The sequence below is a fragment of the Martelella sp. K41-7 genome (assembly GCF_055808365.1).
Map to the genome: position 1 here is coordinate 4,013,679 of NZ_CM147867.1, position 15,016 is coordinate 4,028,694.

The following is a 15,016-nucleotide window of genomic DNA, read 5'->3' on the forward strand; positions in this document are numbered from 1 at the left end:
CGGCTGTTGCCCGCATATGGCGTTCTTGCGGTGATTTTCTGTCTGGCGATTATTGCCGGGCTGTTTGTCGCTGTCGATCCCGCTGACGTTGTTGCGGCGTTTCAGAATGTGTCTGCCGGCCCGGTCGTTGTCGCCCTTGCCATCGTACAGGTTCAGGTGGTGCTGTCGGCGCTGCGCTGGCGTTTCACGGCGGCCCGGCTCGGTCATGTCTTTTCTGCGGCACTTGCGATCCGCGAATATTATATCGCCAGTTTCGTCAATCAAATCCTGCCGGGCGGAATGGCGGGCGATGCGGTGCGGGCCTATCGCAGCCGCACGGAAGAGGGCTGGAAACGCCCGGCTGCAGCCATCGTGCTCGAGCGGCTTTCGGGGCAGCTCGCCTTTTTCCTGCTGGCGGGTGCCGGGCTGTTCGTCTGGCCGGTTTTTCTGGCCGATCGTCTGCCGCCGGGTTTTGCGCGTCTCGTTTTCATTTGCGCAGGGTTTCTCGGGGTCTTTGCCTGTGCTGGTCTGTTTATTGCACGATCTCGGCTGTTGGCGCGCTACAAGACGTTGCGGCCGGATCTCGCGGCGGTTTTCTGGAACCGTGGCGCATTCGGTGTGCAAAGCGCGCTCAGCACGCTGATCGTCGCCTCCTATGTCGCCGTCTTCATGATTGCGGCCTCTGCCACGGGTGCACCGCTGCCGCCGGTCGCCGCCCTCACGGTCATCCCGCTGTGCCTGATGACGATGCTGATTCCGGCCGGTGTCGGCGGCTGGGGAACGCGCGAAGCCGCCGCTGCCGCCCTCTGGCCGCTGTTCGGTCTCACCAGTGCCGAGGGGCTTTCGGCAAGCCTGCTCTACGGCATGATCTCGCTTCTGGGCGTTGCGCCGCAGGGCATTTTGTTCCTTGCTGCGACGATGAAGCGCCGCCGCCAGATCAAGTCGGAATAGACCAGAAACGAGCGGGCAAGGCTGCGTGTTCCGTCGAAGCGCCAGCTCATGCCGCACTGAAGCGCTGCCGGGCAAGACGGAAAACATCAATGCCGAAGGAATAGCTGATCAGCACAAGGGCAATGGCCGCAATCGCCGTCGAAACCGGTGGGGCTATCATCGGTACCAGAATGGCGCACAACGCCGACACCTGTATCACACAGATCAGCTTGCGGCGGAACGACGGCCCAAGCGGTGAGCACAGAAATGGCAGCATGGTTTGCGCCAGTACAAATCCATAGCGCATCAGACCGATCGCCAGCACCCACCATCCGGCCTTGCCCAGAAGAAAGGCCGCAGCGGAGAGCAGCAGGATCAACAGCGCATCGACTTCCATGTCGAAACGGGTGCCGAGCGCTGACTGAAGCCCGGTGCGCCGGGCAAGATAGCCGTCGACGCCGTCCAGCGCGAGCGCAAACACGACGAGGCCGATAAGGACCGGCGCAACAGTGTCTGCCTTGGCCGCAAGGTCGCCAAACAACATTGCAGCGCCGAAAAAACTGACCATCGCGGCGCGAATGGCGGTGATGATGTTGGCAGGGCCGAACCGATGATGCTGGTGGCCGGGCAGGGCGACGAGCACAAGTGCGAAGATGGCCAGAAGCAGGAGCGCTGCTGCTATCGGCGTACCGGGGCCCGTTCCAAGGAAGACTGAAAGCCCAAGATAGGCGGCCATCGATACAAGATAGATGGAGAAAAGCGCGGCAATCGTGTTTTTCAGCAACGGGTTCCGGTCTTGCCCTGCGGTATCGTGCGCTCTGTCAGTGCGCAGGCGGAGATCGCGCAACGGCGTTCGTCTGGCTGTTGGTGGTTCGAGCGTGCTCATGCGATCTATTCCGCCGCGATCAGGCTTTCGAGCTCCAGCGTGTGACCGGCTCGCAGCGCTTTGGTTCTCAGATAATTCACATTGTCAGCGGTCACGGTGCCCGTGACGCGAACCTGATCTGTCACATCAATGCCGCTTGAGCGCAAGCCGTCAACCTTTGTCGGGTTATTGGTATGCAGCACAATCTTCGAGATGCCGAGCAGTTCCAACATTGCCGCAGCAGCCTCGTAGCGGCGGTGATCGCTCCCAAGGCCGAGTTCGGCATCGGCGTCGATGGTATCAAGTCCCTGATGCTGGAAACCATAGGCACGCATCTTGGCGCCGATCCCCGTGCCCCGGCCTTCCTGATCGAGATAGATCAAAACCCCGCCACCGACAGCCTTCAGCTGTGCAAGGCCGTTTCTGAGCTGATCGCCGCAATCGCATTTCAGTGAGCCGCACAGGTCGCCGGTGAGGCATGAGGAATGAATGCGCACATGAACGGGTGCGTTAGTGTCCGGCTTGCCGACAATGATGGCGATCTGGTCCTTTTGTGCCAGCCCGCCGCGGAACACGGCGAAATCGGCATCGCCGATGTCCTTCAACGGCACCCGTGTGCGCGCAACCTGCTGAAAGCGTTGACGTGCAGCATCGCTTCGCCGAAGGTTTTTCAGGTCGACACACTGGCAGGCAGCAAAGCGCGTGTCTCCACGTTCGATTTCGGTGGAGATCATGGCCGGCAGCAGCAAGGCGAGGCGCGCCAGTTCAGCAGAGGCCGCCATCAGCGTGTCGGCGGGTGCCCATGCTGCGGGTTTCGTACCGGAAAGCGCATAGGCATGGCGCGACGCGGCTTCGAAATCGGCGCCGTCAAGCGGAACGGCAATGCCCGTTTCAGCCGTTATGCCGAGCCGGTCGGCACGTTCCTTGGTCAAAAACAGGCTGTGCCGGTTTTCTGCAGCGCGGGCAAAACGGTCGTAAAGCGAAGGCGCCACACAATCGAGCGCGAGCGTCACACGCTGCCGGTCGCCATCACGCATGATCACGGGGCGGCCGAAGCGCAGTTCCGCTACAGCGCGCTCCACCTCGATTTCAGGCGAAACGGATTCAAAGTCGACAAATTCATCCTGCGCCATTGCGGTCTCTCCCCCGTTTGCCGGCCCGTCTACTCACTCGTCTACTGGCCTTGAACAATTGTTGCATTCATCGTTTACAACGTTTTCACTTCCCAAGTGGTTCAGTCTGCTGCACAAAAAACAGCAAGGGAAGTGCACGTTCATGTGAGCCGGAACAAAAACCGTCTGCGCAACGTCCTATTGTGGACCTGCAATTTCATTGAGGCGAGGAGAGGGCAATGTCGGATTCAACACCGGCCGGGCACACCGGAATTTCGGGGCGCGCAACAGCTTTGTGGTTTCCCGAGGCCGGACGCTGCGCATTGCGCGCCGAAGCGCTTCCGGATCCGCGCGCGGATGAGGCTCTCGTTGAAACGCTCTATTCCGGCGTCAGCCGCGGAACGGAGACGCTGGTGTTCATGGGCAAGGTGCCGGAAAGCGAGCGGGCGCGCATGCGCGGGCCCAACATGGCCGGCGATTTCACCTTTCCGGTGAAATATGGCTATGCCGCCGTCGGCCGGGTTGTGGCAGGCCCGGGAAACCTGATCGGCCGCCATGTGTTCTGCCTGCATCCTCATCAGGACCGCTTTGTCGCGCCCGTTGCCATGCTCTCGGCCCTGCCCGAAGGCCTGGCCCCGGAACGCGCCGTGCTGGCCGCCAATATGGAGACCGCGCTCAACATCGTCTGGGATGCGGCGATCCAGCCGGGCGATACGGTCGCCGTCTTCGGTGCCGGCACGGTTGGCGCGCTGGTGGCCTATCTCTCAGCCTCCATTGCGGGCACCGAGACCACGCTGATCGATCCCAATGCCGGGCGGGCAGCACTTGCGCAACAGCTCGGCGTGGCATTTTGCGCAAGCGGCTATGAGGGGCCGTTCGATGTGGCGGTCAATGCTTCGGGGTCGGACAAGGCGCTAGCCACGGCAATCGAAAGCGCCGGACAGGAGGCGCGGATTGTGGAAGCGAGCTGGCATGGTGCAGGCAATGCGGCCATCCCGCTCGGCGGATCATTTCATGCACGCCGGCTTTCCGTCGTCAGTTCGCAGGTCGGTTCGATCCCGCCGTCACATCGCGCGCGCTGGACGTTTTCGCGGCGCATGGCCAAGGCGCTCGAACTTCTTGCCGATGCCCGCCTTGACGCGCTGATTTCGGGCGACACTTCATTTACGGAGCTTGAGGATGCCTATCCCGGCATTCTGTCGTCTCCAGACACGCTCTGCCATCGCATCCGCTATTGAGGAAACCCCCATATGTTTGCTGTCGAGGTTCGCGATCACATCATGATCGCCCATTCGCTTCCCCGCCCGGTGTTCGGCCCTGCCCAGGCCATGCACGGCGCGACATTCGTGACCGACGCCGCGTTTTTCACGCGCGATCTGGATGATGACGGGCTGGCCGTCGATATCGGTGCCGCGACCACGGTTCTGGGCGAGGTGCTGAAGCCGCTGAACTACCAGAACCTCGATGAACTCGAGGCGCTCAAGGGCAAGGTGACAACCACGGAAGTGATCGCCAAGTTCATTTTCGACCGGCTTGCCGAAGCGGTCGCCGACGGGCGCCTTGGTCCGGGCAGCAGCAGGATTTGCAAGATCCGCGTCACATTGCACGAATCCCACGCCGCGCGCGGGTGGTATGAGGCCGATCTTTGAAGCTGGTCTTCGCCTTCCCCGGCAGTCTCGATCTGAAGACCGGCGGCTACGGATATGACCGGCGGTTGATCGCAGCGCTTGAGGCTTCGGGGTGGCAGGTGACGCTTATGCCGCTGGGAGACGGATTTCCATATCCCGATGGACCTGTCCTGAAAACAGCCGAAGAGGGGCTTTCAGCGGTTCCGGACGGAGCGCTGATATTGATCGACGGGCTTGCCTTCGGCGTGCTGGATGAATGGGCTGCGCGCGAGGGTCGGCGGCTGAATATCGTCGCTTTGGTGCATCACCCGCTTTCGCTTGAGACCGGGCTGTCGCCGGAGCGGGTCACGGCCCTGCGGAGAAGCGAAACCCGTGCGCTGGGTCACGCTCGCCACATCATCGTAACCTCGCCTCAGACAGCACGCGAATTGGTTGCCGGCTTTTGCGTGGATGTTGAAAACATCACCATTGCCGTGCCGGGAACGGACAGGGTTTCACCGGCAGCGGGGAGTAATGGACCGCCACATATCCTCTCCGTTGGCACGCTGACGCAGCGCAAGGGGCATGATGTGCTGATTGCCGCGTTGAAGCAGGTCGAAGACCTCGCCTGGACAGCGACAATTGCTGGCAGCCAGAGACTTGACGCCGATACGGCGTCGAAAATCGAACAGCAGATCCGCGCGTCGGGTCTTGGCGATCGGGTTAATCTGGCGGGTTCGGTAGAAGACACCGGCGTTTTATTTGCCGGGGCCGATCTCTTTGCGCTGGCCAGCCGTTATGAAGGCTACGGTATGGTGTTCGCCGAAGCGCTGGCGCATGGTTTGCCCATTGTCGGTTGCCGCACAGGCGCCGTTCCGGATGTGGTGCCGGACGATGCCGGGATCCTGGTGCCGGTGGACGATGTCAGGGCCTTTGCTAACGCGCTGCGACGCTTTCTTATCGACCCGAAACGACGCCTTGAAAAGGCGGTTGGGGCGCAGAGGGCGGGTGCTCTGCTTCCCGGTTGGGCGGAGACAGGTTGCATCGTTTCCGATGTGCTGGAGGAGATAACATGAGTTTTGACGCTGACTGGCTTTTACTGCGTGAACCGGCAGACCGGGCCGCCCGCAATGGCCATCTGATGGACGCGCTCACGCGCCACCTTGCTGCAAAGCGCAGACCTCGGATCGTCGATATCGGTTGCGGAACTGGATCGACGCTTCGCAGCCTTGCGGGGACGGTTCCTGCTGATACAGAATGGCTGCTTCTCGACAATGATCCCATTTTGCTGAGAGCTGCGGAACGGCAGACCGATGCGGAAAAAAGGGTCGCCTTTCGCCGGCACGATCTGAATGACCTTGGCGGGCTTCCGCTTGAGGAGGTCGCATTTGTTACCGCGTCCGCACTGTTTGATCTCTGCTCAGAGGCCTTCTCGGCAGCGTTCGCTGAAAGGCTCGCCATGGGCGCTGTCGGGCTCTATGCCGCGCTGAACTATAACGGCCGCATTCAGTGGTCCAAGCCGCACGCGCTCGATAATGACGTGGTCGCCGTCTTCAACAGGCATCAGCAGACTGACAAGGGCTTTGGCGTGGCACTCGGCCCCACGGCGTCAGAACGGTTGGCAGCCCTGTTCGGGGCGCACGGTTTCCGGGTCGAGACGGCGGAAAGCCCTTGGCTGTTAAACGGGGACAGCAAAGCGCTTCAACGCGCCTTCATCGAGGGTTTCCGTCAGCCGCTGCAGGAGATCGGCGGTCTGACATCCCGCGATATCGAAGCCTGGATCACGTTCCGCATCGCTGTCATTGATGAGCCGGACAGCCTGTGCACCGTCGGCCATACCGACCTACTCGCCCTGCCTGGCTGACGCCGAAAGCGCGCAATCGAACAGGACATCGCTGCCGAGGCTGAATATTTCGGCGTCGGGCCGCAGTGCATCGGATAGCCGCGCGACCGGCGGCAGGTTGAGACCGTTGGGTCCGGCGCCGATGATCAGCGGCGAAATGGCGACATGCAGCCGGTCGAGCTGTTCTTCCGATATGAAGCGGGCAATGGTGCGCGCGCCGCCTTCAACGAGGATGCGCCTGAGGCCGCGCGCGGTGAGCGCATTGACGATTGCGCCGGTTTCAATGCCGTTTTCACCAGGCGCAAGGCGCAGAATTTCGGCATTCGGCAGATGCCGTGCGCGAACGGACGTGCTTTCAACGATGATCACCGGCGCACCACCGTCATGGAACAAGCCCTCGTTGCCATCAAGCTGGCCGTTGCAGTCGATCACCACACGAACGGGCGAGGGGCCTTTCACCAGCCGGACCGAAAGGCGCGGATTGTCGGCCTTCACTGTGTTGACGCCGACGATCACCGCCTCGACGAGTGCGCGGCAGCGGTGCAGGTGGGCCAGCCCGTCGGGCCCCGAAATATCCATGGCATCGCCTGATGGCGTCGCGACCCGCCCGTCGAGCGACTGGCCGACCTGCGCAAGCACAAATGAGCCGGGCGCAGCGGCGATCGGGGCGTAGAGCGTGGCGGTGGGGGTAACGTCCAGAGCTGGTCCGCCCGCGCGAAGGGCAAGCAGCCGCTCCCAGAGGGGTTCCGTCATTTCGACAGTCTTCATGCCTTACAATATCCGGTAGAGGGTGAAATCGCGCCGGATGATGTGGTGCATCAGTACCGCCCCGATATGAAGCACGAACAAAACAGCGAGGATCCATGCGGTGGCCAGATGGATGGCCGACAGCGTCCCGGCGATATCTGGCGCCTTGCCGATCGGGCTCCAGATGGGCAGGACGCCAAACCAGCTGAACGGGAAGCCATGCGCGTTGGTGGCGAGAAACCCGCTGAGTGGCATGATGATCAGGAACACATAGAAAAGCCCGTGGACCGAGGCCGCTGCGATCCGCTCGATCTGTGGTCCGTCTTCTTGCGGCGCGCGCGTCAAAAGCCGGTTTCCGACCCTGAGAAGCATCAGCCACAACACCAGAAAGCCAAGGCTTTCGTGGATCAGATAGAAATCGAGCGAGACTTCGTTCTTGACGAACTTGATCACCATGCCCAGCGGCCATGTCAAAAGCACAAGGACTGCGATCACCCAGTGCAGGATGCGTGAGGTTGCGGGATAGCGCTCGACGTCAATCGCAAGACGCGATGGTTTGCCCGGTCCTGTGTTCTCGTTCAAGATATCCTCCTGCGCCGTCGGGTGTCATCAACGCTGCCCCGAAACGACCACCACCATCCATGCTGGAATTGAGAGATGACGATAGCAGCGGATTGCCACGGCGTAAATCGGGTGGTTCGCGGCCCCGGGATCTGAGCCAACGGCAAAGGCGGTTATGATTTGAACGGCCACAGGCGCGAGCAAGAGTTAGCAAAGACGCTTAATCTCGGCCGACCGGCGTTGACCTGTTGCTTTGCTCGGTTAGGATTCAGACCTAAATCAAATCGCTGGAGATCATCATGTCGAAAATCCTGATCACTGTTATTGCCGCGCTGGCATCGTCGTCCGCCCTTGCGCAGGAAACACGGATAGTCTCCGGTGAGGTCACCTATCGCGAGCGGATGGCGCTGCCGGAGGATGCCGAGCTTGCCGTCGAAGTGCTCGGTTTTCAGGGCGCCGGGCTTGGCAGTTTCTTCCAGTCGACCGGTGGAGGGCAGGTCCCGCTTGCCTTTGAAGTCGCCGTGCCGGCCGGTGTCGAGGGCGAGCTGTCCGCTGCCATCATGATCGACAATACCATTGCGTTCATCGGGGAAACCGTTGCGATTGCAGCTGGTTCGGATGATGTCGATATCGGCACGGTGTGGGTTTCCGGTTTCACCCCTTCCGGTTTTCAGACCACCTGGCTTTGCGGCGATATCCAGGTCGGGGTCGGTTTTCATGACGAAATGGCGGTTGTCGAAACCGACGACATGATTTTCCAGTTGCCCCAGGCTGTCTCTGCAGACGGCGCGCGATTTGCCAGCGAGGACGGCGAGAACGAATTCTGGAGCAAGGGCCACAGCGCCATGCTGAGGCTTGCCGGCGAGGACTATCCCGAATGTGCGGCGGTTGGCGCCGACACAAGCTGGACAGCTCAGGGCAATGAGCCCGGCTGGCGGGCGGTCATTGACGGCGAGCGTTTCCGTCTGGACCTTAATTACGGCGATGACCGGCTCGACCTCAGCCTCCCCGAAGTTGAGGTCTTTGACGGTGCCTATCATTTTGCGTTCGAGGCTTTCGGTCTTTCTTTCGCCGTCAGTGACCGGCTTTGCCGGGATGACATGAGCGGGCGGCTATTTCCGCAGACCGCCAAGTTGACAACGGCCTCGGGTGTGCTCAGAGGCTGTGGCGGTGACACGATTGCGCTTCTTGCCGGAGCGGAATGGAGCGTCTCGGCGATCGGTTCAGAAACGCTTGCGGAGCCAGGGTCTGTGACCATCGAAATCAGCGCCGATGGGCGTATCTCCGGTTCTGCCGGGTGCAATCGCTATATGGGTGCCATCAGGCTTGGCGGCGAGGGCGGTCTTGAAATCGGACCGTTGGCCGCCACCACGATGGCCTGCGATGCACCGCTGGTGCAGCTGGAACGCCAGTTCTTCGCGGCGATCGGCACCGTTGACAGCTTCGACATTGGCGATGATGGCAAACTTCTGTTGACGGCGGACGGCGAAACCGTGATCCGGGCCGGGCGCTGAAGGGTTACGGCACCAGCGTCAGCAGCACGAAGACGGCAAAGATCACAAGATGAACCGCGCCCTGCAACACGGTGGTGCGGCCGGTGCCAAGTGTGATCGTACTGACAAACAGCGTGAGAAGCAGCATCACCGTTTGCTCTGGCTCGAGCCCGAGGGTCATCTGACGGCCGAGTGCGATCGAGATCAGCGCCACCACCGGGATCGATATGCCGATACTGGCAAGCGCCGAGCCGAGCACCAGATTGATGCTCTGCTGGATCCTGTTTTTCATTGCTGCCTGCACCGAGGAAATGCCCTCCGGCATCAGCACCAGGGTGGCAATCATCACGCCCACCAGCGTCTGCGGCAAGCCGGCCATGGAGATTGCCTGGTCAAGCGGAGCTGACAGTATTTCGGCAAGCAGGATCACCATCAGAAGCGAGAACGGAAGCAATACAGCGCTTGCTGCTGTCACCCGGTTCGGCGGCACTTCGTGGTGGGCGGGGAAGAATTCGTTGTCGTCGCCATCCGGCTCGTCGGTGAAGTAGTTGCGGTGGCGCACGGTCTGGATAAACAGGAAAACGCCGTAAAGCAGCAGGCAGCAGATGCTGACGACAAGAAGCTGCGCCCATGAATATTGCCGGGCCGGGCCGGAGATTGCGTAATTCGGCAGCACGAAAGCGAGTGTCGAAAGCGTGCCGAGTACGGCAAGGGCTGCGGTCGCTGCGGCGAGCTTGAAACTCTGTTCGTGATAGATCCGTCCACCGACGACGAGGCAAAGCCCGATAATGCCGTTGAGGACAATCATGACGGCGGCAAAAACCGTGTCGCGCGCGACTTCCTCAGCCCCCTCAGCACCCGACAGCATGATCGAGACGATCAGCGCCACCTCGATCAGCGTCACACAGCCGGCGAGGATGATCGACCCCATCGGCTCTCCGACCTTCGCTCCCAGGATTTCAGCATGGAGAACGGATGCAAATACCGAGCCGCCGAGAAGCAGAACCGCAGGCACCAGAAAGATGATCGATGTATCATGCAGTACACCGAACATTTCGAGCGCGACGATGACGGCAGCGGCCAGCGGCAACAATACGCTCCACAGGGGTATCGAACTCGGGCTGTGCATGGATTTGTGTCTCTCCTGAACAATGGGGTCGGAGGGCCTTGCCCGACCGTCTCTGTTTCTTAGCGGGGAACTGTGGCTGCTGTCGAGGTGCCCAGCACGAAGGCAAGGTTGGCGGCAGCGGTAAAGGCGGCTTCCCGCGCGTCGCTTTCAGCCAGCCGCGCCTCCAGGAGGCCGGTCTGTGCGGTTGCCAGCGCCGGGACAGTGCCGACACCGTTCTGATAGGCTTCGAGCGCAGAATCGTAGGTCTTGTAGGCGGCCTGACGGAGTTTGACCGAAGAGGCATTGGCCTGAAGTGCGGTCGTCAGCGCATTGGAAGCGACAACGATCTCGCGGGCGGCGGTGTCTTTCAGCTGTTCAAAATTGCGTTTGGCGGCTTCCACGCGGCTCTCGGCCTGTTTCAGATTGGCGTCGCGCATGCCGGCGTCATAAAGCGGAATGGTGGCGCCGATCATGATATTGCCGTTGAGGCCGTTATTGTCGATGGTCGGCAGTCCGCCCGCAGTCACGCCTGTTTCATAGGATGACAGCGTTCCGAAAATGCCGACCTTCGGCATGAAGTCGGAGCGGGCCTTTTTGACGCCCTCGCGGCTGGCCTCAAGCGTGGCATAGCCCGCCAGAATATCGGGCCGGTTGGAAAGTGCGATCTCGATCATGGTATCGACCGGCGCGCGCGATGAAGCGGGCAGGCCGCGTCCGGCTGTATCGGCGATCTTCAACTTTGACATCGGCGAAATGCCGAGTGCGCCGAGTAACGCCTGATAGCTGTCCTGCTCGGTGCCCCTGGCCTGCACGAGGCCGAGTTCGGCCTGCGCCATGATCTGTTCGGCCTGGGCTTGATCAACGGAAGTGGCCAGTCCGCGGTCCCTGCGGGCCACCACCGCATCGGAGACGGTCCGGCTGTTGGAAAACGCTTGACTTGCGGCGCGCGTGTGGGCGCGGGCTGCATTATAATCGTGATAGGCGCCGGTTACCGCGAACACCAGTTTCTGGTGCATGGCGTTGAACTGGTAGTTAGAGGCAAGCGACATCTGCTTTGCCGCTTCCACGACCGCACTGCGGCCCCCGAAATCGAGCGCCAGCCATTGCAGCGCCATGAAGGGCACCACACCTTGAATATTGCTGTCAAAATAGGCGCTGCCGCCAATCGGTATCGGCAGTTCCGCAGCGTTCTGGTTGGAACCGGCGATGACATTGGCAGTGATCACCGGCAGATAAGTCGCCTCTGCCATGCCGACGGCAAGAGCGGCTTGACGTGCCTGCTCCCATGCCGCTCGTGTTCCCGGATTGGTGCGCTGGGCAAGGTCGATCAGTTCCGGCAGCGTATAGGTCTTGCTGGTGTCGACCACCGGTTTTGACAGTGCCAGTTCGGTGCCGCCTTGCGCGGTGGTTCTGAGGTCATCTGCATTGGTGTTTTCCGCTGCCGGCAGCCACGGACGTTCGGGCGATGGCGGCGCCAGCGACAGGGAGTCGGCCGCGCAGCCGCCGAGCGCGGTGAGTGCGAATACAGTCATGATACCGGCCATTCCGGAAAGAAGGTTTCGGTTCACGTCGTTTCTCCCGGTTGGGCGGTGTTTGAAAATTCTGTCGGTTCGTCTGGGCGCGTGCCCGGATCCGGCTCAAGGGCAGTAACAGGTGGCGGGTCGGTCTGGAAGTAGAGCGCAAGCGAGAGCGCGTCGAGCGCACGAACCTTGCCGGCATAGCCTTTGCGGTCCTCAAGCGAGGGACGCATGCGGCGCGGTTCGTAAGACGCCATCTCTACAGCGTTGCGGATCACACCGAGATCGGTCTGCACCGAGGCCACGAGTGCTGTGGAGGCGCGGCGGGTGGCAAAGTCGAGGCTGGCAAGCTGTTTCAGCTTGGCCGTTGCCGCACCGGCCCGCCGTTTCACTTCGTCGGCAACACTGACCGGCCAGATATTGGTGAAAATCAGATAGACCACCATATTGCCGAGGAGAATGCCGATGATGCGGTCACTGGCGGCACTCAGGCTGATGCCTGGCCCGAAGCCCTGCAGCACCGTCAGCAGGAAGGCAAGTGCGATCTGGACCCCGCCATAGGAAATCCGCTCACTGCCGGTCGAGACCCATGCAGCCATCGATACGACGGCAAAGATCAGCAAGGCGAGGCCGCCGACAGATTCGAGCTGGGGGATGACGAACAGGATTGCCATGAGGCCGAAAAAAGCGCCGATCAGGCATCCGGCGATGCGCAGCACCAGCTTGTGCACGGTGTCGCCAGTGGTGCCGAGGGCCGCGACATAACAGGTGATCATCGCGGTATGAATGCCCTGCCAGTCGATTGCGGTATAGATGAAGAAACAGGTGACGGCGGCAAGCGTCGTCTTCAGCGCGAATTGCAGATGGACGGGGTTGGAGAAGATGTCCGGCGAGACAGCCGGATCATCAACCGGTGCGCCGTTGTCCAGGGGGGCCATATGACTGAGGTCGTCGAGTGCAAACGCGACATCCGTGAAGGTGGGATCGCCCTCAAAGGCATCGGTATCGAAGGCAGGCAGGTCTTTCCTGGCCAGAACAGCTTCAGCCAAGTTGCGGCAAATCCGGGCAAGCGCCGCGCGGATTTCGGCGCTGGCATCTTCCGGCAGGGCGGAAACGGCAAGCAGCAACCGGTAACTATGGGCCTGACCGCGCTCCAGAAATTCGTAGGCCTTGCCGTAGACGAGATGCAGGAGCTTCGTCAGCATCAGCCTCTTGTCGGATTCTGCCGTCCCTTCGCCAAGCGCGTCCATGAAGGCGAGGTCATTTTTGGTGTCCGGTCGTTCCAGTTGATCGGCGGCAAGCTCCAGACGCTCGGCGATGGTCTGGCGCAGAAGTTTCTGCGGCGGGATGCCGAACAGCAGATTATAGACGGCCATTACAGCCATCGGCACGAAAACCATGGCCCAGGCATAGAGCACGGCACGGGTGGCGATTTCGCCAAGTGGAATGTTGCCGAGCAATGTCAGGACGAAGGAAATCACCAGTGCGACAATGCCGGCCTGCTCACCGGCCTTGGTGGCTGAATCCAGATAGAGGAAGATAAAAGAGGCAAGCACGATTGCCGCGATCTGGGCCGGGGGATGATCGATGGTCAGATTGATGATGCCGATCAAAAGCACGACCACGGCGCTGACGGCGACGATAATGCCGACGCCGGTGACGACGTTTTCCGCTGCATTGGCGCGCATCAGGAAGATCACCAGATAACAGCCGATGGCGGCTTCCGGGAAATGATACATCATCGAGATGACGGTCGAGATCGCGCAGATGGCTCCAATGGACAGTGACAGCCTGAAACGCCCCGGAAACGGCCTGAGGTCATCGATCAGCCGGTGCGATTTCCGCCTCAGCGCGCTTTCAGCATTCGTCGCCATGGCGAACCACTGTCGAGGCGGATGCGCCGATGCGCATCAGATTTTCCGGCGGGTCGATCAACTCGATGCGCACCGGAAAACGCTGCGCGATCTGCACCCAGTCGAGTTCCTTAGGCACATAGGGCAAGGCGCTTGGCAGAGCGATCATGCTTTCGGTGGCAACGCCCCAGCCAATGCCCTGCACGCGGCCCCTGATCTCCTCCGAGCGGTCGGCCATCACATAGACGGATGCACAGGCGCCAGCCTTCAGCTCTTTCAGCTCGGCCTCGCGGTAGAGAGCGGTCGCAAACCATTGGCCGGTATTGACGAGGGTGAAGAGGGGCGCACCCGAAATCACGAACTGGCCGCTTGAAAACTTCAGGCCGACGACCCTGCCATCATGCGGTGAGTAGATTTTCGTGTTGGCAAGGTTGTGTCGGGCGAGCGCGAGGGCCGCCCGGCGGGCCTCAATCACCGCCAGTGTCTCTTCTGGCGTGGAAATCAGCGCATCGGCTGCCTTCGACTGCTGCAGCGCCTGTTCGAGGGATACTTCGGCGTCGCGCTTTGCTGTGCGGGCATCCTGCACCTGCTGGTCGGTAACGTAGCCCTTGGGCTGCAGCGGCAGTAGGCGTTCCAGTGTTTCCTCTGCAAGTTCCAGATTTGCGCGCGCGCGCTCGATCTGCTGGACTGCGATCTGGGCATTGGCGGTTTCGGCGGCAATGCTGCGCTGTTGCGCGGCGTAAAGCGCTTCGGCCGCCTTCAGATCGGCCTCGGCCTGCGCCACCAGAAGGCGATAGGACTCGTCCTCCAGGGAAAACAGGAGATCGCCCTTTTGTACCTCGTCATTTTCGGAAACGTGGATCTCGGCGATCCGGCCGGGCACGGTCGAGGAGATTTGCGTGATCGGTGCGGTCAGCGTCGCATCCTGCGACAGCAAATTCTCATTCATCCGCGTCATATGCGTCCATCCGAGATAGATGGTCGCGCCGATGACGATAACGGGGATGAGGGCGACAAGCTTTGCCTTTGTACTCAACATGGGTTACCGCCCGAACAGGAGGATTGAAGACGAAAGGCCGATCGCGATCGCCAGAAACAGATAAACGATCACGCGCAGCGGCATCACGGCATCAATGCCGGCCTTGATGAATATGAGCCGTATGATGACCGCACTGATAATGCCGATCAGCGAACAGGCGATCCATGAGGGGAAATAGGCCCCGAAAAAGGGAATGACGGGTCCACGATCCACCGAACTGCAGGATGCAAGCAGGAGCAGTCCCGCCAGAAAAAGCCCCGCTTTACGCAATACATGCACGCTGCGCACTTGCCCCCCTTAGTGCTTAAAATTCATCCGCAAGACATTGTCCTTCACGGCGACCGCAGGTGTCAACCAGGTCT

At 61.1% G+C, this 15,016-nt stretch carries 15 protein-coding genes; 6 read left to right on the forward strand and 9 right to left on the reverse strand.

The window, feature by feature from the left end; translation table 11 throughout:
* Positions 1-6: 6 nt before the first annotated feature.
* Positions 7-930, forward strand: coding sequence for a lysylphosphatidylglycerol synthase transmembrane domain-containing protein (locus AC0L7L_RS19100; protein WP_272213680.1), 924 nt, complete (start codon positions 7-9; stop codon positions 928-930).
* A gap of 46 nt (positions 931-976) precedes the next feature.
* Here AC0L7L_RS19100 and AC0L7L_RS19105 read toward each other — a convergent pair whose 3' ends face one another.
* Together AC0L7L_RS19105 and ribA are read right to left on the reverse strand one after the other, a co-directional pair.
* Entirely contained in the window at positions 977-1,795 is an 819-nt protein-coding gene (locus tag AC0L7L_RS19105; RefSeq protein WP_473510751.1) for a CDP-alcohol phosphatidyltransferase family protein, read from the reverse strand.
* Positions 1,796-1,800: 5 nt separating this feature from the next.
* Entirely contained in the window at positions 1,801-2,907 is a 1,107-nt protein-coding gene (gene ribA / locus AC0L7L_RS19110; RefSeq protein WP_272213683.1) for a GTP cyclohydrolase II RibA, read from the reverse strand.
* A 218-nt stretch (positions 2,908-3,125) separates the two neighbouring features.
* Here ribA and AC0L7L_RS19115 point away from each other — a divergent pair, with 218 nt between their 5' ends.
* Genes AC0L7L_RS19115 through AC0L7L_RS19130 form a run of 4 tightly spaced genes read left to right on the forward strand, consistent with a single transcriptional unit; the run spans position 3,126 to position 6,357 of the window.
* Complete coding sequence (locus tag AC0L7L_RS19115) at positions 3,126-4,124, forward strand: zinc-dependent alcohol dehydrogenase (RefSeq protein WP_272213684.1); 999 nt, start codon at positions 3,126-3,128, stop codon at positions 4,122-4,124.
* Between the two features lie 12 nt (positions 4,125-4,136).
* Positions 4,137-4,535: a 6-pyruvoyl trahydropterin synthase family protein gene (locus tag AC0L7L_RS19120; protein WP_272213686.1), complete on the forward strand. Its 399-nt coding sequence runs from the start codon at positions 4,137-4,139 to the stop codon at positions 4,533-4,535.
* Positions 4,532-5,569: a glycosyltransferase family 4 protein gene (locus AC0L7L_RS19125; protein WP_272213687.1), complete on the forward strand. Its 1,038-nt coding sequence runs from the start codon at positions 4,532-4,534 to the stop codon at positions 5,567-5,569. Before AC0L7L_RS19120 ends, AC0L7L_RS19125 begins: the two co-directional genes overlap by 4 nt.
* Positions 5,566-6,357, forward strand: coding sequence for a class I SAM-dependent methyltransferase (locus tag AC0L7L_RS19130; RefSeq protein WP_473510757.1), 792 nt, complete (start codon positions 5,566-5,568; stop codon positions 6,355-6,357). Before AC0L7L_RS19125 ends, AC0L7L_RS19130 begins: the two co-directional genes overlap by 4 nt.
* Here the strand turns inward: AC0L7L_RS19130 and AC0L7L_RS19135 are convergent.
* Positions 6,337-7,089, reverse strand: coding sequence for a RibD family protein (locus tag AC0L7L_RS19135; RefSeq protein WP_272213691.1), 753 nt, complete (start codon positions 7,087-7,089; stop codon positions 6,337-6,339). The two genes, AC0L7L_RS19130 and AC0L7L_RS19135, sit on opposite strands and share 21 nt — an antisense overlap.
* A gap of 18 nt (positions 7,090-7,107) precedes the next feature.
* Positions 7,108-7,665, reverse strand: a complete 558-nt coding sequence (locus AC0L7L_RS19140) for a cytochrome b (RefSeq protein ID WP_272213692.1) — start codon at positions 7,663-7,665, stop codon at positions 7,108-7,110.
* A gap of 278 nt (positions 7,666-7,943) precedes the next feature.
* Between AC0L7L_RS19140 and AC0L7L_RS19145 the strand changes: the two genes are divergently transcribed.
* Complete coding sequence (locus tag AC0L7L_RS19145; RefSeq protein WP_272213693.1) at positions 7,944-9,158, forward strand: META domain-containing protein; 1,215 nt, start codon at positions 7,944-7,946, stop codon at positions 9,156-9,158.
* A 4-nt stretch (positions 9,159-9,162) separates the two neighbouring features.
* Here the strand turns inward: AC0L7L_RS19145 and AC0L7L_RS19150 are convergent, their stop codons facing one another.
* The 5 genes from AC0L7L_RS19150 to AC0L7L_RS19170 are packed head-to-tail and all read right to left on the reverse strand — an operon-like array spanning position 9,163 to position 14,942.
* Positions 9,163-10,266 (reverse strand): calcium:cation antiporter, encoded by a 1,104-nt coding sequence (locus AC0L7L_RS19150; RefSeq protein WP_473510762.1) that lies wholly within the window; start codon positions 10,264-10,266, stop codon positions 9,163-9,165.
* A 59-nt stretch (positions 10,267-10,325) separates the two neighbouring features.
* Entirely contained in the window at positions 10,326-11,813 is a 1,488-nt protein-coding gene (locus tag AC0L7L_RS19155; protein WP_473510765.1) for a TolC family protein, read from the reverse strand.
* On the reverse strand, positions 11,810-13,636 hold the full coding sequence (locus tag AC0L7L_RS19160) for an FUSC family protein (RefSeq protein ID WP_473510768.1): 1,827 nt from the start codon (positions 13,634-13,636) through the stop codon (positions 11,810-11,812). The genes AC0L7L_RS19155 and AC0L7L_RS19160 overlap by 4 nt, the downstream gene beginning before the upstream one ends.
* On the reverse strand, positions 13,620-14,654 hold the full coding sequence (mdtN, locus tag AC0L7L_RS19165) for a multidrug transporter subunit MdtN (RefSeq protein WP_473510772.1): 1,035 nt from the start codon (positions 14,652-14,654) through the stop codon (positions 13,620-13,622). Before mdtN ends, AC0L7L_RS19160 begins: the two co-directional genes overlap by 17 nt.
* A 3-nt stretch (positions 14,655-14,657) precedes the next feature.
* Positions 14,658-14,942, reverse strand: coding sequence for a YtcA family lipoprotein (locus tag AC0L7L_RS19170; RefSeq protein ID WP_473510775.1), 285 nt, complete (start codon positions 14,940-14,942; stop codon positions 14,658-14,660).
* Positions 14,943-15,016: the final 74 nt, after the last annotated feature.

What these genes read in the sequence shown, in the direction of transcription:
- AC0L7L_RS19130 (WP_473510757.1), top strand. Translation starts at nt 5,566, where the DNA reads ATGAGTTTTGACGCTGACTGGCTTTTACTGCGTGAACCGGCAGACCGG.
- ribA (WP_272213683.1), bottom strand. Translation starts at nt 2,907, where the DNA reads ATGGCGCAGGATGAATTTGTCGACTTTGAATCCGTTTCGCCTGAAATC.
- AC0L7L_RS19115 (WP_272213684.1), top strand. Translation starts at nt 3,126, where the DNA reads ATGTCGGATTCAACACCGGCCGGGCACACCGGAATTTCGGGGCGCGCA.
- AC0L7L_RS19160 (WP_473510768.1), bottom strand. Translation starts at nt 13,636, where the DNA reads ATGGCGACGAATGCTGAAAGCGCGCTGAGGCGGAAATCGCACCGGCTG.
- AC0L7L_RS19105 (WP_473510751.1), bottom strand. Translation starts at nt 1,795, where the DNA reads ATGAGCACGCTCGAACCACCAACAGCCAGACGAACGCCGTTGCGCGAT.
- AC0L7L_RS19135 (WP_272213691.1), bottom strand. Translation starts at nt 7,089, where the DNA reads ATGACGGAACCCCTCTGGGAGCGGCTGCTTGCCCTTCGCGCGGGCGGA.
- AC0L7L_RS19145 (WP_272213693.1), top strand. Translation starts at nt 7,944, where the DNA reads ATGTCGAAAATCCTGATCACTGTTATTGCCGCGCTGGCATCGTCGTCC.
- mdtN (WP_473510772.1), bottom strand. Translation starts at nt 14,654, where the DNA reads ATGTTGAGTACAAAGGCAAAGCTTGTCGCCCTCATCCCCGTTATCGTC.
- AC0L7L_RS19150 (WP_473510762.1), bottom strand. Translation starts at nt 10,266, where the DNA reads ATGCACAGCCCGAGTTCGATACCCCTGTGGAGCGTATTGTTGCCGCTG.
- AC0L7L_RS19120 (WP_272213686.1), top strand. Translation starts at nt 4,137, where the DNA reads ATGTTTGCTGTCGAGGTTCGCGATCACATCATGATCGCCCATTCGCTT.